We start from the raw sequence: 16357 nt of genomic DNA on the forward strand, positions 1-16357 counted from the left end.
CTGCCGGAAATATCCTCGGGGGGAATTTTTCGTCGCAGACGAAAAAGGGGGGCAGACAGCCCCCCTTCCTCGATCGTCAGTGCCACGCCTGAAATCAGGCCTCGCGCGAGGCGCGCTTGCGTTCGTGGGGGTCCAGATGGACCTTGCGCAGACGGATGGCTTTCGGGGTCACTTCCACCAGCTCGTCATCGTCGATATAGGCGATCGCCTCTTCCAGCGACATGCGCACCGGCGGGGTCAGGCGGACGGCTTCATCGGTGCCCGAGGCACGGACGTTGGTCAGCTTCTTGCCCTTGAGCGGGTTCACTTCCAGATCGTTGTCACGCGAATGCTCGCCGATGATCATGCCGGTATAGACCGCTTCCTGCGCGCCGATGAACAGCTTGCCGCGCTCTTCGAGGTTCCACAGGGCATAAGCGACCGAGGTGCCGTTCTCCATCGAGATCAGAACGCCCTGACGGCGGCCTTCGATGGCGCCTTTATAGGGGGTCCAGCTATGGAACAGACGGTTCAGCACGCCCGAGCCACGGGTGTCGGTCAGGAACTCGCCCTGATAGCCGATCATGCCGCGCGAGGGCACATGGGCCACAACGCGGGTCTTGCCGCCTTCTGCCGGACGCATCTCGACCAGCTCGCCCTTGCGGTAGCCGGTAAGCTTCTCGATCACGACGCCGGAATATTCGTCATCCACATCGATGATGACTTCTTCCACCGGCTCCATGCGCACGCCATCTTCCTCGCGGAAAATCACTTTCGGGCGCGAGATCGACAGTTCGAACCCTTCGCGGCGCATGTTCTCGATGAGAACGCCCATCTGGAGTTCGCCCCGACCCGATACGATGAAGGCTTCCCCGCCGGGCGTATCCTCGACACGGATTGCCACATTGGTTTCGGCTTCTTTCATCAGGCGGTCACGGATGACACGCGACTGGACTTTGGAGCCGTCTTTACCCGCCAGCGGGCTGTCATTGATGCCGAAGGTCACCGAGATGGTCGGCGGGTCGATCGGTTTGGCCTGAATGGCCTCTTCGACTTCCAGCGCGCAGAGCGTGTCGGCCACGGTGGCTTTGGTCATGCCTGCTACGGTGACGATATCACCGGCCTGCGCTTCGTCGATGGGCTGCTGGCTCAGGCCGCGGAAGGCAAGGATCTTGGTGCAGCGGAACTGCTCGATCTTGTCGCCCTTGCGCGACAGTGCCTTGAGGCTATCGCCCACTTTCAGGGTGCCGGATTCGATACGGCCGGTCAGGATGCGGCCGATGAAGTTATCGGCGGCCAGCGTGGTGGCCAGCATCGCGAAGGGCTCGTCTTTTTTCTCGACCTGTTTCGGGGCCTCGACATGCTTCACGATCAGGCGGAACAGCGCGCTCAGATCCTCGCGCGGCCCGTCCAGTTCATCATCGGCCCAGCCGCCGATGCCCGAAGCGTAGACATGCGGGAAATCAAGCTGTTCTTCGGTCGCGCCGAGGTTGGCGAAGAGGTCGAACACCTCGTCCAGCGCGCGATCGGGATCGGCGGCCGGCTTGTCGACCTTGTTGAGCACCACGATCGGCTTCAGGCCGAGCGCCAGTGCCTTCGAGGTCACGAATTTGGTTTGCGGCATAGGGCCTTCGGCCGCGTCGACCAGAAGGCAGACACCGTCCACCATCGACAGGATGCGCTCCACCTCGCCACCGAAATCGGCGTGGCCGGGGGTGTCGACGATATTGATGCGGGTGCCTTCCCACTCGACCGAGGTACATTTTGCAAGGATGGTGATCCCGCGTTCCCGTTCGATGTCGTTGCTGTCCATGGCGCGTTCTGCAACGGCCTGGTTTTCGCGGAATGCACCGGATTGTTTCAGAAGCTGGTCGACCAGAGTTGTCTTGCCGTGGTCAACGTGCGCGATGATCGCGATATTGCGAAGTTCCATGAGAAATCTTGCCTGCTAGGGAGGATTGCCCCAGCGCATAGTGCATTTGGGCCGGTCATTCTAGCCCTCAACTCAATGAACAGCGGATTTAGACCAGAGATTGATCACAAATACGCCCGCAAGGATCAAGATAATGCCGCAAATCCCCGCAAAGTCGAGCCTCTGTTTGAAGATCACAAGGCCGATCAGACTCGTAAGCACGATCCCGATCCCCGACCAGAGCGCATAGGTAATTCCCAGCGGTAAGGTCTTGAGCACCTGTGTGAACAGATAGAAGGCCCCCGCAAAACCGGCGAGAACCCCGAGGCTGGGCCAGAGCCTGCTGAATTGCTGGCTGGCTTGCAGGCAGCTTGTGCCGAACACCTCGAACAGGACAGCGAGCGTCAGCAGCAGATAGGTTTTCATGCGGGAGATACTCCAATCGGGCCAGCTGTGCTCGGTGTCCTGCCGAGCCTGCCAGATCAGGTCACAACATACCAGTCCCGTCGGTGATTGAAGGCAATCACCGCATTCAGGACAACCGCGCCCAGAAGGGACCAGCCTACATTGCCAAGCGGTAGCACCCAGAAAGCGATCAGGAACAGGCCAAGATCATGGATCGTCTGGGTCCAGCCCGCCTTGAAGCCGAAGCGGTCCTGCAGCACCAGCGCGACGATCGACACGCCGCCCAGACTGCCCGAATGGCGGAATAGCCCCAGCAGCCCGACCCCCGCACTGACCCCAAACAGAAGGGCGGCGACAGCGGGGTGGATCTGGTCGACATGCAGGAAGGGTTTGAGAGCCTCGGCCATCAGCGAGACCAGCGTCACGGAGGCAAGGCTTTTCAGGCAGAAGCCGATCCCGCGTGCTTTGTAGGCGAAAGCATAGAAAGGGATATTGATGGCAAAGAAAATCCCCCCGAAGGTCAGGTGGATGCCGTGATCTTGCGCAATATAGGTCAGCAAAAGCGCAAGCCCCGCCGTTCCTCCGGTCATCAGACCCGCCGCACGCAACAGGTGGATGCCAAGCGCGGCCTGCGCACAGGCAATCAGCAACCCTTGGGCATCTTCGAGGCGGGTATAATGTTTGTCATCAGGATGGCGCAGGCCAGGTCGGGCAACCAAACGTTTGCGGCGTCCGGTCGGTGGGGGGCAGCGCAGTTTGAGATCGGCATTAATGTCAGCACACATGACCTAACTATGCGCCGATCTGGCAAAAAATCAAGGGCCGCAGCACGCGGCCCTGACAGAATAGCTAAGGATGCTTAATAAATACTCAGGTTGCGATATAGCGGTCGCGCCGATGGTTGATGCCGATCACCATATTCATCACGACAGCGCCAAGGAAGGACCATGCCACGGTCTCGAGGTCGCGCAGGGTCAGGGCCAGCGCGAAAACGGCCACGTCAAAGCCCATCTGCGTCCAGCCTGCGCGAAAGCCGGTCTTGTCCTGCAGGTAAAGCGCGACGATGCCGATTCCGCCCAGGCTGGAGCCGTGCCGGAACAGCGCCAGCAGCGCCGAGCCGGTGATCAGTCCGAACAGCACCGCCCCCGCTGCCGGATGCAGCAGGTCGAAATGGACGTAGCGGGGAAGGACGGCGGTGGTCAGTGACAGCAGGCTGACTGCGGCCAGAGATTTCCACACGAAGGCGGGGCCGATCCGTTTCCAGCCCAGCCAGTAGAAGGGGATATTGATCACGAAGAAGACGGCCCCGAAGGACCATCCGGTTGCATAGGAGATCAGCACCGCCATTCCGGCGGTCTGGCCGGTGACGAAACCGAGCGAGGTCAGGATCAGCAGGCCGAACCCTGCGATGATGCCGCCATAGGCGATGCCCTGAGCATCATCGAGCGTGCTGTGGGAAGGGGGGAGAAGATGTGTCATGCGGCCATGATTTATCGCGGGCAGGGCCAAGTGCAAGATGTTGTGTCATTTGACGTGTGTAATCCATTTTCACGCCACAATTTCGCCACGGGTTAACTTTAGTGAACAAAATGTTAATTAGTGGCTGGGGAATTAATGTCTGACTTATCAGTGTTTTGCCTAGGGATCGTGCTGTCTTGTCTGACGGTTGCGATGGTAATTGTTCATTTTCGCCTTGCGCTGGTGGATCGCATGGCGAAGCTCCGATTTTCTCAGGCGCAGCGGGCGCATGAGCGGCACGGGATCATCCAGATGGAGCAGGAGGAGCGTTTCCTGCGTCATTACGCGCTTCTGACCGTGCTGGAAGAGCAAGGGGTGAATTTGCGGGGGCCTGTGCCGCAATGGGAGGCGTTGAGCGAAGATATGCGCGAGGCGCTTCGGATCATGATCTTCGTGATCTATTTCGAAGGCCCCGGCCAGCTTTACCTACAGCTTCTGGCCCGTCGGCAGGACCGCGCGGCCCTCACCGAAATGCGTCATTATTGGCAGGATCTGCAGCTTATCGCTGCCTGAAGGTTGCAGGATTTGCCAATGAAAAAGGCCGGGCGTGATGCCCGGCCTTTTTAGGATGTTCAGAACGCTTTGTTGAGGTTCTCGTCGACTTTTTCGAGGAAGCCCATCGTGGTGAGCCATTTCTGGTCGGGGCCGACCAGCAGGGCAAGGTCCTTCGTCATGAAGCCCGATTCCACGGCTTCGACAACCACGCGTTCCAGCGTTTCCGCGAAATTCATCAGCTGGCTGTTGTTGTCGAGTTTCGCGCGGTGCTTCAGGCCACCGGTCCAAGCGTAGATCGAGGCGATCGAGTTGGTCGAGGTCTGTTCGCCGCGCTGGTGCTGGCGGTAGTGGCGCGTCACGGTGCCGTGGGCGGCTTCGGCCTCGACGATCTTCCCGTCGGGCGTCATCAGCTGCGAGGTCATCAGGCCCAGCGAGCCGAAGCCCTGTGCCACTGTATCCGATTGCACATCGCCATCGTAGTTCTTGCAGGCCCAGACGAATTTGCCCGACCATTTCATGGCCGAGGCCACCATATCGTCGATCAGACGGTGTTCGTACCAGATACCGCGCTTCTTGAATTCTTCTTCGAATTCATTGGCGTAAACTTCGGCAAAGATATCCTTGAAGCGGCCGTCATAGGCTTTCAGGATGGTGTTTTTGGTCGACAGATAGACCGGCCAGTTCAGCGACAGACCGTAGTTGAACGAGGCGCGGGCGAAGTCATAAATCGAGCTGTCAAGGTTATACATCGCCTGATAGACGCCCGCCGAGGGCGCATCATAGACGACCTTCTCGATTACGGTGCCATCATCGCCCACGAATTTCATCGTCAGCTGGCCTTTGCCCGGGAAGGTGAAATCGGTCGCCTTATACTGGTCACCGAAAGCGTGGCGGCCCACAACGATGGGGTCGGTCCAGCCCGGCACAAGGCGCGGCACGTTGCGGCAGATGATCGGCTGACGGAAGACCACACCGCCCAGAATATTGCGGATCGTGCCGTTGGGCGATTTCCACATCTTCTTGAGGCCGAATTCCTCGACGCGCGCTTCATCGGGGGTGATGGTCGCACATTTCACACCAACGCCGATCTCTTTGATCTTGTTGGCGGCATCGATGGTGATCTGGTCATCGGTGCGGTCACGTTCTTCGATGCCGAGATCGTAATACAGCAGATCGACATCCAGATAGGGTTCGATCAGTTTCTTCTTGATAAAATCCCAGATGATCCGGGTCATCTCGTCGCCGTCGAGTTCGACGATCGGATTCTCCACCTTGATCTTGGACATATGAACCCCTTCCTAGGCTTATATATATGAGTCGGGACAGGCCCCATTTAGCGCAAACTTATGGGAATAGCCAGAGTTTGTATGCCGTAGTATACGACGGTATTCTACAATTCGACATATTCGTCCGGTTTTATGTTAGCGCAGCATGAAATCCGGTTGTGCCGAAAGGTAGGGGCTGTTTGCAAAGATATCGTTGCGAAGATGAGCCTGCTTGAAAAATAGGCGCAGCTTGCCGCAGGCCCGCACCGTATCGCGTCAAAACGGTGCCGGTCGGGCCCGCATGGAGGGCGGGGCGGCTCAGAGGCGGCGGTTGTCTTCGAACCACGGAAAGATCCGCGCCTTGATCGCGGACCAGAGCGCGGGAAGGCCGCGATTGATCTTGCAGCCCACGCGCTCTTGTAACTGGTCCCACGTCACCTTGTATTCGCGCCATGATCCGCCGCCCGATTGCAGGTTCAGCATCACCGGCTGCGCGCGGTCGAGCGATTTGGCATAGATGGCGGTCGGGGTCTCGTTGGCTTCGAATTCCTGCCAAGTGCTCAGGAAATCCTGCGCCATATCCGTCGGGAGCAGTCCGAAGATGCGCTCTGCCGCGCGGGCTTCGGCGGCACAGGTCTCGGCGCTGTCATGCGCCTTACCGCCCTTCGAATGGATCGGCACATCGCCCACATCGATTTCGACCATATCATGCAGCAACAGCATCTTGATCGCGCGCACCGGATCGACTGCAGGATCGGCCTGATCGGCCAGGACCAGCGCCCAAAGCGCCAGAGACCAGCTATGTTCGGCAGAATTCTCGAAGCGGGAATCGTCCATGACGGGGGTCGCGCGGATGACCCCTTTAAGCTTCTCGGCCTCGGCCAGAAAGGCCAGTTGCCGATCAAGCCGTTGGGTGGCTGGGTCTGCTGCGGTGGTCATGGGCCTTATCCTTTTCACCCCGGCGGGAAAAGACGGGCACCTGAACGCTGCGCCAGGATCAGCCCACGGCCCCGCAAGCGGAGCGGGCAGGTGCGGCGGTCCTTGCGCCATGCGAGACGGACGAAAGGCCTGCTTCCGACCTAACGGGTTTGCACGCCCAGAGCCAGTGCCAGATACCAGCTAAATGCGCATAGCCGCCGGTCACGTGCTGCACAGCTTTATTTGCCGGATTTCAGGGCAGAGATGCGCCGCGCCATGAAGTCTTCGGCGCGCAGGGCGGCCATATGCAGGCGGCAGGCGGTCAGAAAGGCCTCTTCGAGAGAGGGCGAGGCGGTGCCGATATGGGTGGCAACGTCTTGGTAGAGGCGATCGGCCGTGGGGCCGATCTCCTTTTGGGCTTGCATGCAGTCGAAGGCCAGCTTTTCGGCCAGGTCTTCGAGCAGTGCCATTAGCGGGTGTTCTCCGTCAGGCGGCGCTTCACATAGGATTGGACCGTATCGATCATCGGCTTCATATGCGCCTCGTCATCCTTGAAGAAGTGATCGGCACCGCTGATCTCTTCATGGGTGACGGTAATCCCTTTCTGCTCGCCCAGCTTGCTGACCAGCGTGGCGGTATCTTTCGGCGGCGCGACGCGGTCGGCGGTGCCGTTGATGATCAGACCCGACGAGGGGCAGGGCGCGAGGAAGCTGAAGTCATACATATTCGCCGGCGGAGCCACCGAGACGAAACCGGTGATCTCGGGGCGGCGCATCAGAAGCTGCATCCCGATCCACGCGCCAAAGCTGAACCCCGCAACCCAGCAGTGTTTGGAATTGGGGTTCTGCGATTGCAGGTAATCCAGCGCCGAGGCGGCATCCGACAATTCGCCGATCCCCTGATCATATTCCCCTTGGCTGCGGCCCACACCACGGAAGTTGAAGCGCAGCACGGTGAAGCCCAGCTTGTGGAACGCGTAATGCAGGTTGTAGACGACGCGGTTGTTCATCGTGCCACCGAATTGCGGATCGGGATGCAGGATGATGGCAATCGGCGCGTCGGGGGCGGCTTGCGGGTGATAGCGGCCTTCTAGGCGACCTTCGGGACCGGGAAAAATGACTTCGGGCATCGGTTCTCGTCTGCTCTTGCATGGGCCCGGATCCAAGGGTGCAGGGTTGCTTGACGCAGGGTCTGCATCCCCCTAGGGAGGGCCATCCCCGGCACAATGCCGGATCTACGGGTGGAAACGAGTTAAGGGGGCCAGCGCGCAAGGTCAATGGTTCTTGCGCCATTCTCTCTGTATTGATGATCGACATCGGGGCATTCTAGCGTAAATTTGCCGCGATTCGGAGGTGGCATGGCATGATCGCCTCTCGGGGAGGTCAGAGCCCGTCCTTTTCGGCGCGGGTGATTAAGCGGAGGATACTGTATGAAACTATCGACCAAAGGGCGTTACGCGATGGTGGCCTTGTCAAGCCTGGCCTTGTCGGGACCGAATGGCCGGGTTTCATTATCGCAGCTTTCCGAAGGCGAGGATATTTCGCTGGCCTATCTCGAACAGATCTTCGTGCGGCTGCGTCGTGCGGGGCTGGTGCAGTCGGTGCGCGGTCCGGGTGGTGGGTACCAACTGGCACGTCCGCCCGCCGAAATCCGCGTGAGCGAGGTGTTCGAGGCGGTGGACGAGAAAGTCTCGGCCATGCATGTGGGGGCAGGAGCCTCGGGCGGGAAATCCGGCACGCGGGCGCAGTCTCTGTCGAACCGTCTGTGGGAAAGCCTTTCGGCGCAGGTCTTCGTCTTTTTGCACCAGACCACGCTGCAGGATGTCATCGGCAACGGGCTCAAACCCTGTCCGGCCGTGCCGTCGCTGTTCTCGGTGGTGGATGATTAAGCGATTTGCGCACACCCCCTTGCTAACCTGAGTCATAGACTCGGGTTATTGTCTTTTATCCGTTCTGCGCCTATGTCCAAAGCCAGATAACGGCCCATGTTACGGGCGCAGAAGGACATCGTGTCATGGAACGGCTCTATCTCGACTGGAACGCAACCACGCCTCTGCGGGCAGAGGCGAAGGCGGCGATGGTCGAGGCGATGGACCTGCTGGGCAATCCGTCTTCGGTTCATGCCGAGGGGCGGGCCGCGAAATCGCTGATGGAACGTTGCCGTGCGCAGATTGCCCATGCGATTGGCGCGGATGGTCAGGATGTTGTGTTTACCTCCGGCACGACCGAGGCATCGGCGCTGGTGCATGCGGGGCGCGGTATCCATTGCGCCGAGGTCGAGCATGACGCGGTGAAAGCATGGTGCGAGGCCGATCTTGCGGTGGATGGCTATGGTCGTGTGACCGTCGCGGACCCCGCGCGCTCCAGTTTGCAGATTGCCAATTCGGAAACCGGTGTGATTCAGGATCTGCCCGAGCGGCTGTGGTCGACCGACCTGACGCAGGGCTTTGGCAAGATCCCTCTGGCCTTCAACTGGATGGGCGCGACCTGTGGTCTTGTGTCGGCCCATAAGCTGGGCGGGCCCAAAGGGGTGGGGGCGGTGATCCTGAAGCAGGGCACCGATCTGGCAGCGGGCCTGAAGGGCGGCGGGCAAGAGATGGGGCGCCGCGCAGGAACGGAAAATCTGATCGGTATCGCCGGATTTGCTGCGGCATCCGAGGCTGCGATGTGCGATCTGGCCAATGGTGTCTGGGAAGAAGTGGCCGAACTTAGAAATATTCTAAAAAAGGCACTGGAAGAGGCTGTCGAAGACGTTTACTTTCCCGGATGGAACGCACCCGCAGACGGGCAGGGTCAGGCAGCAGCGCCTGCGCTTCTGCCCAATACATTGTCGGTGATCAGCCCCGGCTGGAAAGGCGAGACGCAGGTGATGCGGATGGACCTTGCAGGGGTTGCGGTCTCTGCCGGATCGGCCTGCTCGTCGGGTAAGGTTCGGGCCTCTGGCGTGTTGCGCGCTATGGGGTGGGGCGAAGATCTTGCGGGATGTGCGATGCGCGTCTCGCTTGGGCCGGGCATCACGCGCGAGGCGATCGACCGTTTCGTGGAGGCTTGGTCCAAAGCTCGGCGCAAGCATGGCGACAAGCTTCGGGAGCGTATGTGATAGGTCCGCAAGCCAGAGCTTGGCGCGGCGGATTTGGGGAAACGGTCGGCCATGAGCGCGACCAGCAAGATAGGGAATGACACGTGGCAGACGAGTTGCAAATCCGCGAGGGCGTCGACCGCGAGACGGTTGAAACGGTCCAGAATATGGGGTCGTATAAATACGGCTGGAATACCGAGATCGAGATGGAATACGCCCCCAAGGGCGTAAACGAGGATATCGTCCGCCTGATTTCTGAAAAGAACGAAGAGCCGGAATGGATGACCGAATGGCGTCTTCAGGCTTTCGCGCGCTGGAAAGAGATGGAAGAGCCCGATTGGGCGCTGCTCAACGTGCCGGAAATCGATTTTCAGGACCAGTATTACTATGCGCGTCCGAAATCGATGGAAACCAAGCCCAAATCGCTCGATGAGGTCGATCCCAAGCTTTTGGCGACCTATGAGAAACTGGGCATCCCGCTGAAGGAACAGATGATCCTTGCCGGTGTGGAAGGTGCCGAAGACTATGACCCGAGCAAGCGTCAGGTCGCCGTGGATGCGGTGTTCGACTCGGTCTCGGTCGGCACGACCTTCAAGGACAAGCTGCGCGAGGCGGGTGTGATCTTCTGCTCGATCTCGGAAGCGATCAAGGAACACCCCGAGCTGGTCAAGAAATATATCGGCTCGGTCGTGCCGCAGTCGGATAACTACTATGCCACGCTGAACTCTGCGGTCTTCTCGGATGGGTCCTTCGTCTATATCCCGCCGGGGGTCCGCTGCCCGATGGAGCTGTCGACCTATTTCCGTATCAACGCGGAAAATACGGGGCAGTTCGAGCGCACGCTGATCGTGGCCGACAAGGGCGCCTATGTGTCCTATCTTGAAGGCTGCACCGCGCCGAAACGGGACACCGCCCAGCTGCACGCGGCTGTCGTGGAGATCGTCATCGAGGAAGATGCCGAGGTCAAATATTCGACCGTTCAGAACTGGTTCCCCGGTGACGAGGACGGCAAGGGCGGCATCTATAACTTCGTGACCAAACGCGCCGATTGTCGTGGCGACCGTGCCAAGGTGATGTGGACGCAGGTGGAAACCGGCTCGGCCATCACGTGGAAATACCCGTCCTGCATCCTGCGCGGGGAGGAATCCTCGGGCGAGTTTTACTCGATCGCAATCGCCAATAACTACCAGCAGGCCGATACCGGCACCAAGATGGTCCATCTGGGCAAGAATTCGCGCTCGCGGATCGTGTCCAAGGGGATCTCGGCGGGCAAGGCGCAGAACACCTATCGGGGGCTGGTCTCGATGCACCCGAAAGCGTCCAACTCGCGCAACTACACGCAATGTGACAGCCTGCTGATCGGGTCGGAATGCGGGGCGCATACCGTGCCCTATATCGAGGTCAAGAACAACACGAGCCGTGTTGAACACGAGGCCACCACCTCGAAGGTCGATGACGACCAGCTGTTCTACTGCCGTGCCCGCGGCATGGACGAGGAAGAGGCGGTCGCTCTGGTGGTGAACGGCTTCTGCCGCGAGGTGCTGCAGGCGCTGCCGATGGAGTTCGCGATGGAAGCGCAGTCGCTGGTGGCGATCTCGCTGGAAGGCTCTGTGGGCTAGGGGCGTTGGGCGTTCATGAGCGCATATCTCCTTCCGGTCGTGCTGCTGATCGCGTCCAACGTTTTCATGACGGTGGCGTGGTACGGGCACCTGAAATATTCCACGGCACCGCTTTGGGCCGTGGTGATCATCAGCTGGTCGATTGCCTTTGTCGAATACTGGATGGCCGTTCCGGCCAACCGGATCGGGCATCAGGTCTATTCGACGGCACAGCTCAAGACGATCCAGGAGGTCATCACGCTGGTGGTCTTTGTGGGGTTTTCGACCTTCTATCTGAAGGAGCCGCCCAGCCTGACGACCGTCGCGGGATTTGTGCTGATCGGGTTGGGGGCCATGCTGGTCTTCAAGGGATGAGGAGCGCGTCATGATCGTCACCACCACAGCCACGATCGAAGGTCACAAGATCACCGCCTATCACGGCATTGTCGTGGGCGAGGCGATTATGGGGGCCAATATCGTGCGCGATTTTTTCGCGCAGATCACCGATATCGTGGGCGGCCGTTCGGGCGCCTATGAGGCCAAACTTGCCGATGCGCGCGAGGTGGCCTTCAAAGAACTGGAAGAGCGCGCCCGGGCCAAGGGCGCAAACGCAATCGTTGGCGTCGATCTTGATTACGAGGTCGTCGCGGATTCGATGTTGATGGTGTCGGCATCCGGCACGGCTGTCACCATCGACTGAACAGGAAAAAGACTATGCTAGAGATCAAAAACCTGCACGCAGAACTCGAAGAGGGTGGCAAGAAGATCCTCAAGGGTGTGAATCTGACCATCGAAACCGGCAAGGTCCATGCTATCATGGGGCCGAACGGTTCGGGTAAATCGACGCTGTCCTATGTGCTTTCGGGCCGTGACGGCTATGCCGTGACCGAAGGCTCGGCCACGCTTGATGGCGAGAACCTGCTGGAGCAGGAGCCCGAAGAGCGCGCCGCCGAAGGTCTGTTCCTTGCATTCCAGTATCCGGTCGAGATCCCGGGCGTGGGCAATATGACCTTCCTGCGCACGGCCGTGAACGCCCAGCGTAAAGCGCGTGGCGAGGAAGAATATTCCGCAGGTGAATTCCTGAAGATCGTGCGCGAGAAGGCGAAATCGCTGAAGATCGACGCCGAGATGCTGAAGCGTCCGGTCAATGTGGGCTTCTCTGGCGGTGAGAAAAAGCGCAACGAGATCTTGCAGATGGCGATGCTGGAACCGAAGATGTGCATCCTTGACGAGACCGACTCGGGGCTGGATGTGGACGCTATGAAACTGGTGTCGGACGGCGTGAATGCGCTGCGCTCGGAAGGCCGGTCCTTCCTTGTGATCACCCACTACCAGCGCTTGCTGGACCATATCAAACCCGATGTCGTGCATATCATGGCGGCGGGCCGTATCATCAAGACCGGTGGCCCCGAGCTGGCACTGGAAGTCGAGAAGAACGGCTATTCCGACCTGCTGAAAGAACACGGGATCAGCGAGGTGATGGCCTGATGGCAAGCGCAAAACTCCGCAATCAGGCGCTCAAGGCCGAAGCCTTGACCGCCCGCTTGGCCGCGCTGGATCTGCCCGAAGGCGGGTTCACCGCAGCCGCCCGTGCCGATGCGCTGCAACGGCTGACCGCGATGGGCCTGCCGGGCCGTCGTGATGAATACTGGCGCTGGACCAACCCGACGGGGCTGAACGCGCCGGAGGCACCGAAAGCCGCGCTGTTCAACCCCAAGGACGAGCCCGCGAATTTCGACACGTTCGAGCGCGTGCGTCTGGTCTTTGTCGATGGCGTCTTCAACGAGGATCTGTCGGACGACCTGATCAATGCCGGTGTCGAGATCTCGCGTCTGGCCGAGGCGGATGCCGCCGATATCCATTGGGCGCAGTCGCTTTATGGCAAGCTGGAAGCCGATGGCCAGAAACCGGTCGACCGTCCCTATGCCGCGCTCAATACCGCTGCGGCCAAGGACGGGCTGCTGATCAGGGTCACGGGGCAGGCGGCGAAACCCGTGCATATCGACTACCTGCACGAGGATGACGGCTCCGACGTGATGCTGCACCATGTCGTCAAGCTGGAAGAAGGCTCCGAGATCACCTTGCTGGAAAGCGGTCCTGCGGGCGCGCGTTTCAATATCGTGACCGAGGTCGATGTGGCCAAGGGCGCGAAGTTCCACCATCTGCGCATTCAGGGCCGTTCGCAGGAACGTCTGGCCAATACCCATATCTTCACCCGCGTGGCCGAAGAGGGGCTTTTCAAGTCTTTCACCATGACCTCGAACGGGCAGCTGACGCGCAATGAATGCGTGATCGATATGGTGGGCGACGATGCTGTGGCACATGTGGCGGGTGCCGCTTTGGGCGACGGTCACAAAGGTCCGTTCCACCATGATGATACCGTCTTCATCACGCATGGCGCTCTGCGCGGCGAAAGCCGTCAGGTCTTCAAGAAAGTGCTGAAAAACGGCGCGCACGGCATTTTCCAGGGTAAGATTCTGGTGAAAGAGGGCGCGCAGAAGACCGATGGCTACCAGATCAGCCAGTCGCTTCTTCTGGACGAGGACAGCCAGTTCCTCGCCAAGCCCGAGCTTGAGATCTATGCCGATGACGTGGCCTGTTCGCATGGCTCGACCACCGGTGCGATTGACGAGACCGCACTCTTCTACCTGCGCTCGCGCGGTGTGCCGAAGGCGGTTGCGGTCAATCTGCTGGTCCTGAGCTTCGTGGCCGATGCGGTCGAGGAGATCGAGGACGAGGCCCTGCGCGAAGACGTGCTGTCGCGTCTTGAGGGCTGGCTGGCCCGTCACCGCTCCTGAGCCTGTCGGATGTCGGCTCTTTCGGATATCCTTCGCAGCTATCGCGCACCCCGTCAGGTGGTGCGCGATCACCTGTCGCACGCGCCGTCCGAACCTCGGGCGCTGACCTTTCTGCTGTCGGCGCTGGTGCTGGTTTACATCGCGCAATGGCCGGGACTGTCCCGGTTTGCCTTTGAAAACCCCGCTACCCCTTTGCCTGCCCTGATGTTGGGACAGGCGCTGGGGCTGTTGGTGGCCGTGCCGCTTTTCTATCTGGTGGCGCTGATCGCCAGGGGGGTGGCAAAGCTTCTGGGCGGGAAGGGCAGCGGATATGGCGCGCGGATCGCGCTCTTCTGGGCGCTATTGGCGGCCTCGCCGCTGCTGCTCTTGCGCGGGCTGGTCTCTGGCTTTATTGGCGTAGGGCATCAGGCGAATATGGTGGGGGTCGCGACCTTTCTCGTGTTCGTCATATTCTGGATCTCGGGAATGCGCGTCGCCTTCTTCGAGACCACCGCAAAGCGGGGATGATCTTGGAACAGTTTACTTTCAGACAGGCAATTTTAGGCACGATTACCCAGCCGCAATCCGTCGCACGGGCGCTGATTGACTGGAACCCGCCAACGCAGGCGCGCTGGCTGGGGCTTGCGGTTGTGGTGGTGCTGTCCGCCTGTCTTGGCCTGTTCGGTCAGGTGCTGGCCAGCACAATGGTCCCCGATACCGAGCGGCTGAGCCTGAACCCCATTCCGATGATCCTGATTCAGGCCGCGATCCTGATCTATGCGGCAGGGGCCATGACCTTTGTCGGGCGGATGGGCAATGGCCACGGTGCTTTCCGCGATGCGCTTTTGCTGATGACATGGGCCGAATTTGTCATGGTCATCTTGCAGGTGGTGCAGCTTGCGCTGATCATGATCCTGCCCTCCGGCCTCGGGGCCACAACCGTTATCCTGCTGACGCTGATGTTCTATTTCATCGTCAATTTCGTGGCGGCTTTGCACGGGTTCCGCAACCTTGCTGTGGTTGCGATCGGCACGATTGTCACGTTCTTTGCCTCGGCCTTCGCGACCGGTCTGGTCCTGATGCTGCTGGGGGTCATGCCGTCGCCCTCGCCATAAGCCAAATCGTTCCGGACGGGTCCCGCTGGGGCCCGTTCCATCTGTTCTATATCCCGTCAGGGGGGCTCCCATGTTCGATGTTCAAACCATCCGCGCCGATTTTCCGATCCTGTCGCGTGAAGTGAACGGCAAACCGCTGGTCTATCTCGATAACGGTGCCTCGGCGCAGAAGCCGCGGGTGGTGATCGATGCGATGACGCGGATGTATGAGGAGGATTATGCCAATGTCCACCGTGGCTTGCATACGCTTTCCAATCTTTCGACCGAGAAATACGAGGGCGTTCGTGGCATCATTGCCCGCTTCCTGAACGCGCCTGACGAGCACGAGATCATCTTTACCACCGGCTCGACCGAGGGGATCAATCTGGTCTCTTATGCATGGGCCGCCCCGCGCCTTCAGGCCGGCGACGAGATCGTGCTATCGGTTCTGGAACATCACGCCAATATCGTGCCGTGGCATTTCCTGCGCGAACGTCAGGGCGTGGTGCTGAAATGGGTCGAGCCGGAACCCGATGGTTCGCTGCCTGCCGAGAAAGTGCTGGAGGCCGTAGGGCCGCGCACCAAGCTGATTGCCGTCACCCATATGTCGAATGTGCTGGGCACGCTGGTCGATGTGGCCGCTATTTCGAAAGGCGCGCGCGAGAAGGGCGTGCCGGTGCTGGTCGACGGCTCGCAGGCGGCGGTGCATATGCCGGTGGATGTGGCGGCGATCGGCTGCGATTTCTACGCGATCACGGGGCACAAGCTTTACGGGCCCTCGGGGTCTGGCGCGATCTGGATTGCGAAGGACCGTCAGGCCGAGATGCGTCCCTTCCTTGGCGGTGGCGACATGATCGACACGGTGACCCGCGATACGGTGACCTATCACACACCGCCGATGAAATTCGAGGCCGGGACGCCGGGGATCGTGCAGCAATACGGGCTGGGTGTCGCGCTGGACTATCTGATGTCGATCGGCATGAAGACGATCGAGGCGCATGAGCAGGATCTGCGCCGCTACACCGCCGAGAAGCTGCAGGGGTTGAACTGGCTCAACCTGCAAGGCGTGCCCCCCGAGGGCGGTGCCATTTTCTCGATGACGTTGAACGGTCCGGCCCATCCGCATGATATGTCGACGATTCTCGACAAGCGCGGCGTGGCTGTGCGGGCGGGCAGCCATTGTGCCATGCCGCTGATGCAGCATCTGGGGGTCACGGCGACGGCGCGTGCGTCCTTTGCGATGTATAACACCAAAGCCGAGGCCGATGCGCTTGTTTCGGCCCTTGAGCTTTGCCACGATCTTCTGGGGTGAGGCGAT

Annotated in this window: 19 protein-coding genes; 11 read left to right on the forward strand and 8 right to left on the reverse strand. The window is 60.1% G+C overall.

Features of this window, described 5'->3' with window-relative positions; all coding sequences use genetic code 11:
- Window positions 1-94: 94 nt before the first annotated feature.
- The 4 genes from typA to WDB88_RS08070 all read right to left on the reverse strand — a co-directional run bounded on the left by typA (window position 95) and on the right by WDB88_RS08070 (window position 3775).
- Entirely contained in the window at window positions 95-1912 is a 1818-nt protein-coding gene (typA, locus tag WDB88_RS08055; protein ID WP_339107159.1) for a translational GTPase TypA, read from the reverse strand.
- Between the two features lie 72 nt (window positions 1913-1984).
- On the reverse strand, window positions 1985-2317 hold the full coding sequence (locus WDB88_RS08060) for an SMR family transporter (protein ID WP_339107160.1): 333 nt from the start codon (window positions 2315-2317) through the stop codon (window positions 1985-1987).
- Window positions 2318-2373: 56 nt separating this feature from the next.
- Window positions 2374-3081: a YitT family protein gene (locus WDB88_RS08065; protein ID WP_339107161.1), complete on the reverse strand. Its 708-nt coding sequence runs from the start codon at window positions 3079-3081 to the stop codon at window positions 2374-2376.
- 85 nt (window positions 3082-3166) lie between these two features.
- On the reverse strand, window positions 3167-3775 hold the full coding sequence (locus tag WDB88_RS08070; RefSeq protein ID WP_339107162.1) for a YitT family protein: 609 nt from the start codon (window positions 3773-3775) through the stop codon (window positions 3167-3169).
- A 231-nt stretch (window positions 3776-4006) separates the two neighbouring features.
- On the opposite strand from WDB88_RS08070, the gene WDB88_RS08075 reads away from it, so the two are divergent.
- Window positions 4007-4327 (forward strand): hypothetical protein, encoded by a 321-nt coding sequence (locus WDB88_RS08075; RefSeq protein ID WP_339107163.1) that lies wholly within the window; start codon window positions 4007-4009, stop codon window positions 4325-4327.
- 59 nt (window positions 4328-4386) lie between these two features.
- On the opposite strand, the gene WDB88_RS08080 is transcribed toward WDB88_RS08075, so the two are convergent.
- The 4 genes from WDB88_RS08080 to WDB88_RS08095 form a co-directional block, all read right to left on the reverse strand.
- Window positions 4387-5595 carry an NADP-dependent isocitrate dehydrogenase gene (locus WDB88_RS08080; RefSeq protein WP_339107164.1) on the reverse strand — a complete coding sequence of 403 codons (1209 nt, stop codon included), beginning with the start codon at window positions 5593-5595 and terminating at the stop codon, window positions 4387-4389.
- A 297-nt stretch (window positions 5596-5892) separates the two neighbouring features.
- Complete coding sequence (locus WDB88_RS08085) at window positions 5893-6513, reverse strand: HD domain-containing protein (RefSeq protein ID WP_339107165.1); 621 nt, start codon at window positions 6511-6513, stop codon at window positions 5893-5895.
- Window positions 6514-6731: 218 nt separating this feature from the next.
- Entirely contained in the window at window positions 6732-6962 is a 231-nt protein-coding gene (locus tag WDB88_RS08090; RefSeq protein WP_339107166.1) for a hypothetical protein, read from the reverse strand.
- Window positions 6962-7621 carry an alpha/beta hydrolase gene (locus tag WDB88_RS08095; RefSeq protein ID WP_339107167.1) on the reverse strand — a complete coding sequence of 220 codons (660 nt, stop codon included), beginning with the start codon at window positions 7619-7621 and terminating at the stop codon, window positions 6962-6964. The genes WDB88_RS08090 and WDB88_RS08095 overlap by 1 nt, the downstream gene beginning before the upstream one ends.
- A gap of 300 nt (window positions 7622-7921) precedes the next feature.
- On the opposite strand from WDB88_RS08095, the gene WDB88_RS08100 reads away from it, so the two are divergent.
- From WDB88_RS08100 to WDB88_RS08145, 10 genes are all read left to right on the forward strand, one after another.
- A complete protein-coding gene (locus WDB88_RS08100; RefSeq protein ID WP_339107168.1) occupies window positions 7922-8380 on the forward strand; it encodes an Rrf2 family transcriptional regulator in 459 nt (152 codons plus the stop codon).
- A gap of 125 nt (window positions 8381-8505) precedes the next feature.
- Window positions 8506-9591 (forward strand): aminotransferase class V-fold PLP-dependent enzyme, encoded by a 1086-nt coding sequence (locus WDB88_RS08105; RefSeq protein ID WP_339107169.1) that lies wholly within the window; start codon window positions 8506-8508, stop codon window positions 9589-9591.
- An 83-nt stretch (window positions 9592-9674) separates the two neighbouring features.
- Entirely contained in the window at window positions 9675-11189 is a 1515-nt protein-coding gene (sufB, locus tag WDB88_RS08110; RefSeq protein WP_339107170.1) for a Fe-S cluster assembly protein SufB, read from the forward strand.
- Between the two features lie 15 nt (window positions 11190-11204).
- Entirely contained in the window at window positions 11205-11543 is a 339-nt protein-coding gene (locus WDB88_RS08115; protein ID WP_339107171.1) for a DMT family protein, read from the forward strand.
- Window positions 11544-11553: 10 nt separating this feature from the next.
- Window positions 11554-11868, forward strand: a complete 315-nt coding sequence (locus tag WDB88_RS08120) for a heavy metal-binding domain-containing protein (RefSeq protein WP_339107172.1) — start codon at window positions 11554-11556, stop codon at window positions 11866-11868.
- Window positions 11869-11882: 14 nt separating this feature from the next.
- Window positions 11883-12656: a Fe-S cluster assembly ATPase SufC gene (gene sufC, locus WDB88_RS08125; protein WP_339107173.1), complete on the forward strand. Its 774-nt coding sequence runs from the start codon at window positions 11883-11885 to the stop codon at window positions 12654-12656.
- Window positions 12656-13966 carry a SufD family Fe-S cluster assembly protein gene (locus WDB88_RS08130; protein ID WP_339107174.1) on the forward strand — a complete coding sequence of 437 codons (1311 nt, stop codon included), beginning with the start codon at window positions 12656-12658 and terminating at the stop codon, window positions 13964-13966. Before sufC ends, WDB88_RS08130 begins: the two co-directional genes overlap by 1 nt.
- Window positions 13967-13975: 9 nt before the next feature.
- On the forward strand, window positions 13976-14473 hold the full coding sequence (locus WDB88_RS08135) for a YIP1 family protein (RefSeq protein ID WP_339107175.1): 498 nt from the start codon (window positions 13976-13978) through the stop codon (window positions 14471-14473).
- A gap of 2 nt (window positions 14474-14475) precedes the next feature.
- Window positions 14476-15060, forward strand: a complete 585-nt coding sequence (locus WDB88_RS08140) for a YIP1 family protein (protein ID WP_339107176.1) — start codon at window positions 14476-14478, stop codon at window positions 15058-15060.
- 70 nt (window positions 15061-15130) lie between these two features.
- A complete protein-coding gene (locus WDB88_RS08145; protein WP_339107177.1) occupies window positions 15131-16351 on the forward strand; it encodes a cysteine desulfurase in 1221 nt (406 codons plus the stop codon).
- Window positions 16352-16357: the final 6 nt, after the last annotated feature.

The sequence above is a fragment of the Thioclava sp. GXIMD4216 genome, assembly GCF_037949285.1.
Taxonomy (GTDB): Bacteria; Pseudomonadota; Alphaproteobacteria; order Rhodobacterales; family Rhodobacteraceae; genus Thioclava; species Thioclava litoralis.

Bases quoted from the DNA above. Each gene is read 5' to 3' on its own strand.
- typA (WP_339107159.1), bottom strand. From the start codon at position 1,912: ATGGAACTTCGCAATATCGCGATCATCGCGCACGTTGACCACGGCAAG.
- WDB88_RS08060 (WP_339107160.1), bottom strand. From the start codon at position 2,317: ATGAAAACCTATCTGCTGCTGACGCTCGCTGTCCTGTTCGAGGTGTTC.
- WDB88_RS08065 (WP_339107161.1), bottom strand. From the start codon at position 3,081: ATGTGTGCTGACATTAATGCCGATCTCAAACTGCGCTGCCCCCCACCG.
- WDB88_RS08070 (WP_339107162.1), bottom strand. From the start codon at position 3,775: ATGACACATCTTCTCCCCCCTTCCCACAGCACGCTCGATGATGCTCAG.
- WDB88_RS08075 (WP_339107163.1), top strand. From the start codon at position 4,007: ATGGCGAAGCTCCGATTTTCTCAGGCGCAGCGGGCGCATGAGCGGCAC.
- WDB88_RS08080 (WP_339107164.1), bottom strand. From the start codon at position 5,595: ATGTCCAAGATCAAGGTGGAGAATCCGATCGTCGAACTCGACGGCGAC.
- WDB88_RS08085 (WP_339107165.1), bottom strand. From the start codon at position 6,513: ATGACCACCGCAGCAGACCCAGCCACCCAACGGCTTGATCGGCAACTG.
- WDB88_RS08090 (WP_339107166.1), bottom strand. From the start codon at position 6,962: ATGGCACTGCTCGAAGACCTGGCCGAAAAGCTGGCCTTCGACTGCATG.
- WDB88_RS08095 (WP_339107167.1), bottom strand. From the start codon at position 7,621: ATGCCCGAAGTCATTTTTCCCGGTCCCGAAGGTCGCCTAGAAGGCCGC.
- WDB88_RS08100 (WP_339107168.1), top strand. From the start codon at position 7,922: ATGAAACTATCGACCAAAGGGCGTTACGCGATGGTGGCCTTGTCAAGC.
- WDB88_RS08105 (WP_339107169.1), top strand. From the start codon at position 8,506: ATGGAACGGCTCTATCTCGACTGGAACGCAACCACGCCTCTGCGGGCA.
- WDB88_RS08115 (WP_339107171.1), top strand. From the start codon at position 11,205: ATGAGCGCATATCTCCTTCCGGTCGTGCTGCTGATCGCGTCCAACGTT.
- WDB88_RS08120 (WP_339107172.1), top strand. From the start codon at position 11,554: ATGATCGTCACCACCACAGCCACGATCGAAGGTCACAAGATCACCGCC.
- sufC (WP_339107173.1), top strand. From the start codon at position 11,883: ATGCTAGAGATCAAAAACCTGCACGCAGAACTCGAAGAGGGTGGCAAG.
- WDB88_RS08130 (WP_339107174.1), top strand. From the start codon at position 12,656: ATGGCAAGCGCAAAACTCCGCAATCAGGCGCTCAAGGCCGAAGCCTTG.
- WDB88_RS08135 (WP_339107175.1), top strand. From the start codon at position 13,976: ATGTCGGCTCTTTCGGATATCCTTCGCAGCTATCGCGCACCCCGTCAG.
- WDB88_RS08145 (WP_339107177.1), top strand. From the start codon at position 15,131: ATGTTCGATGTTCAAACCATCCGCGCCGATTTTCCGATCCTGTCGCGT.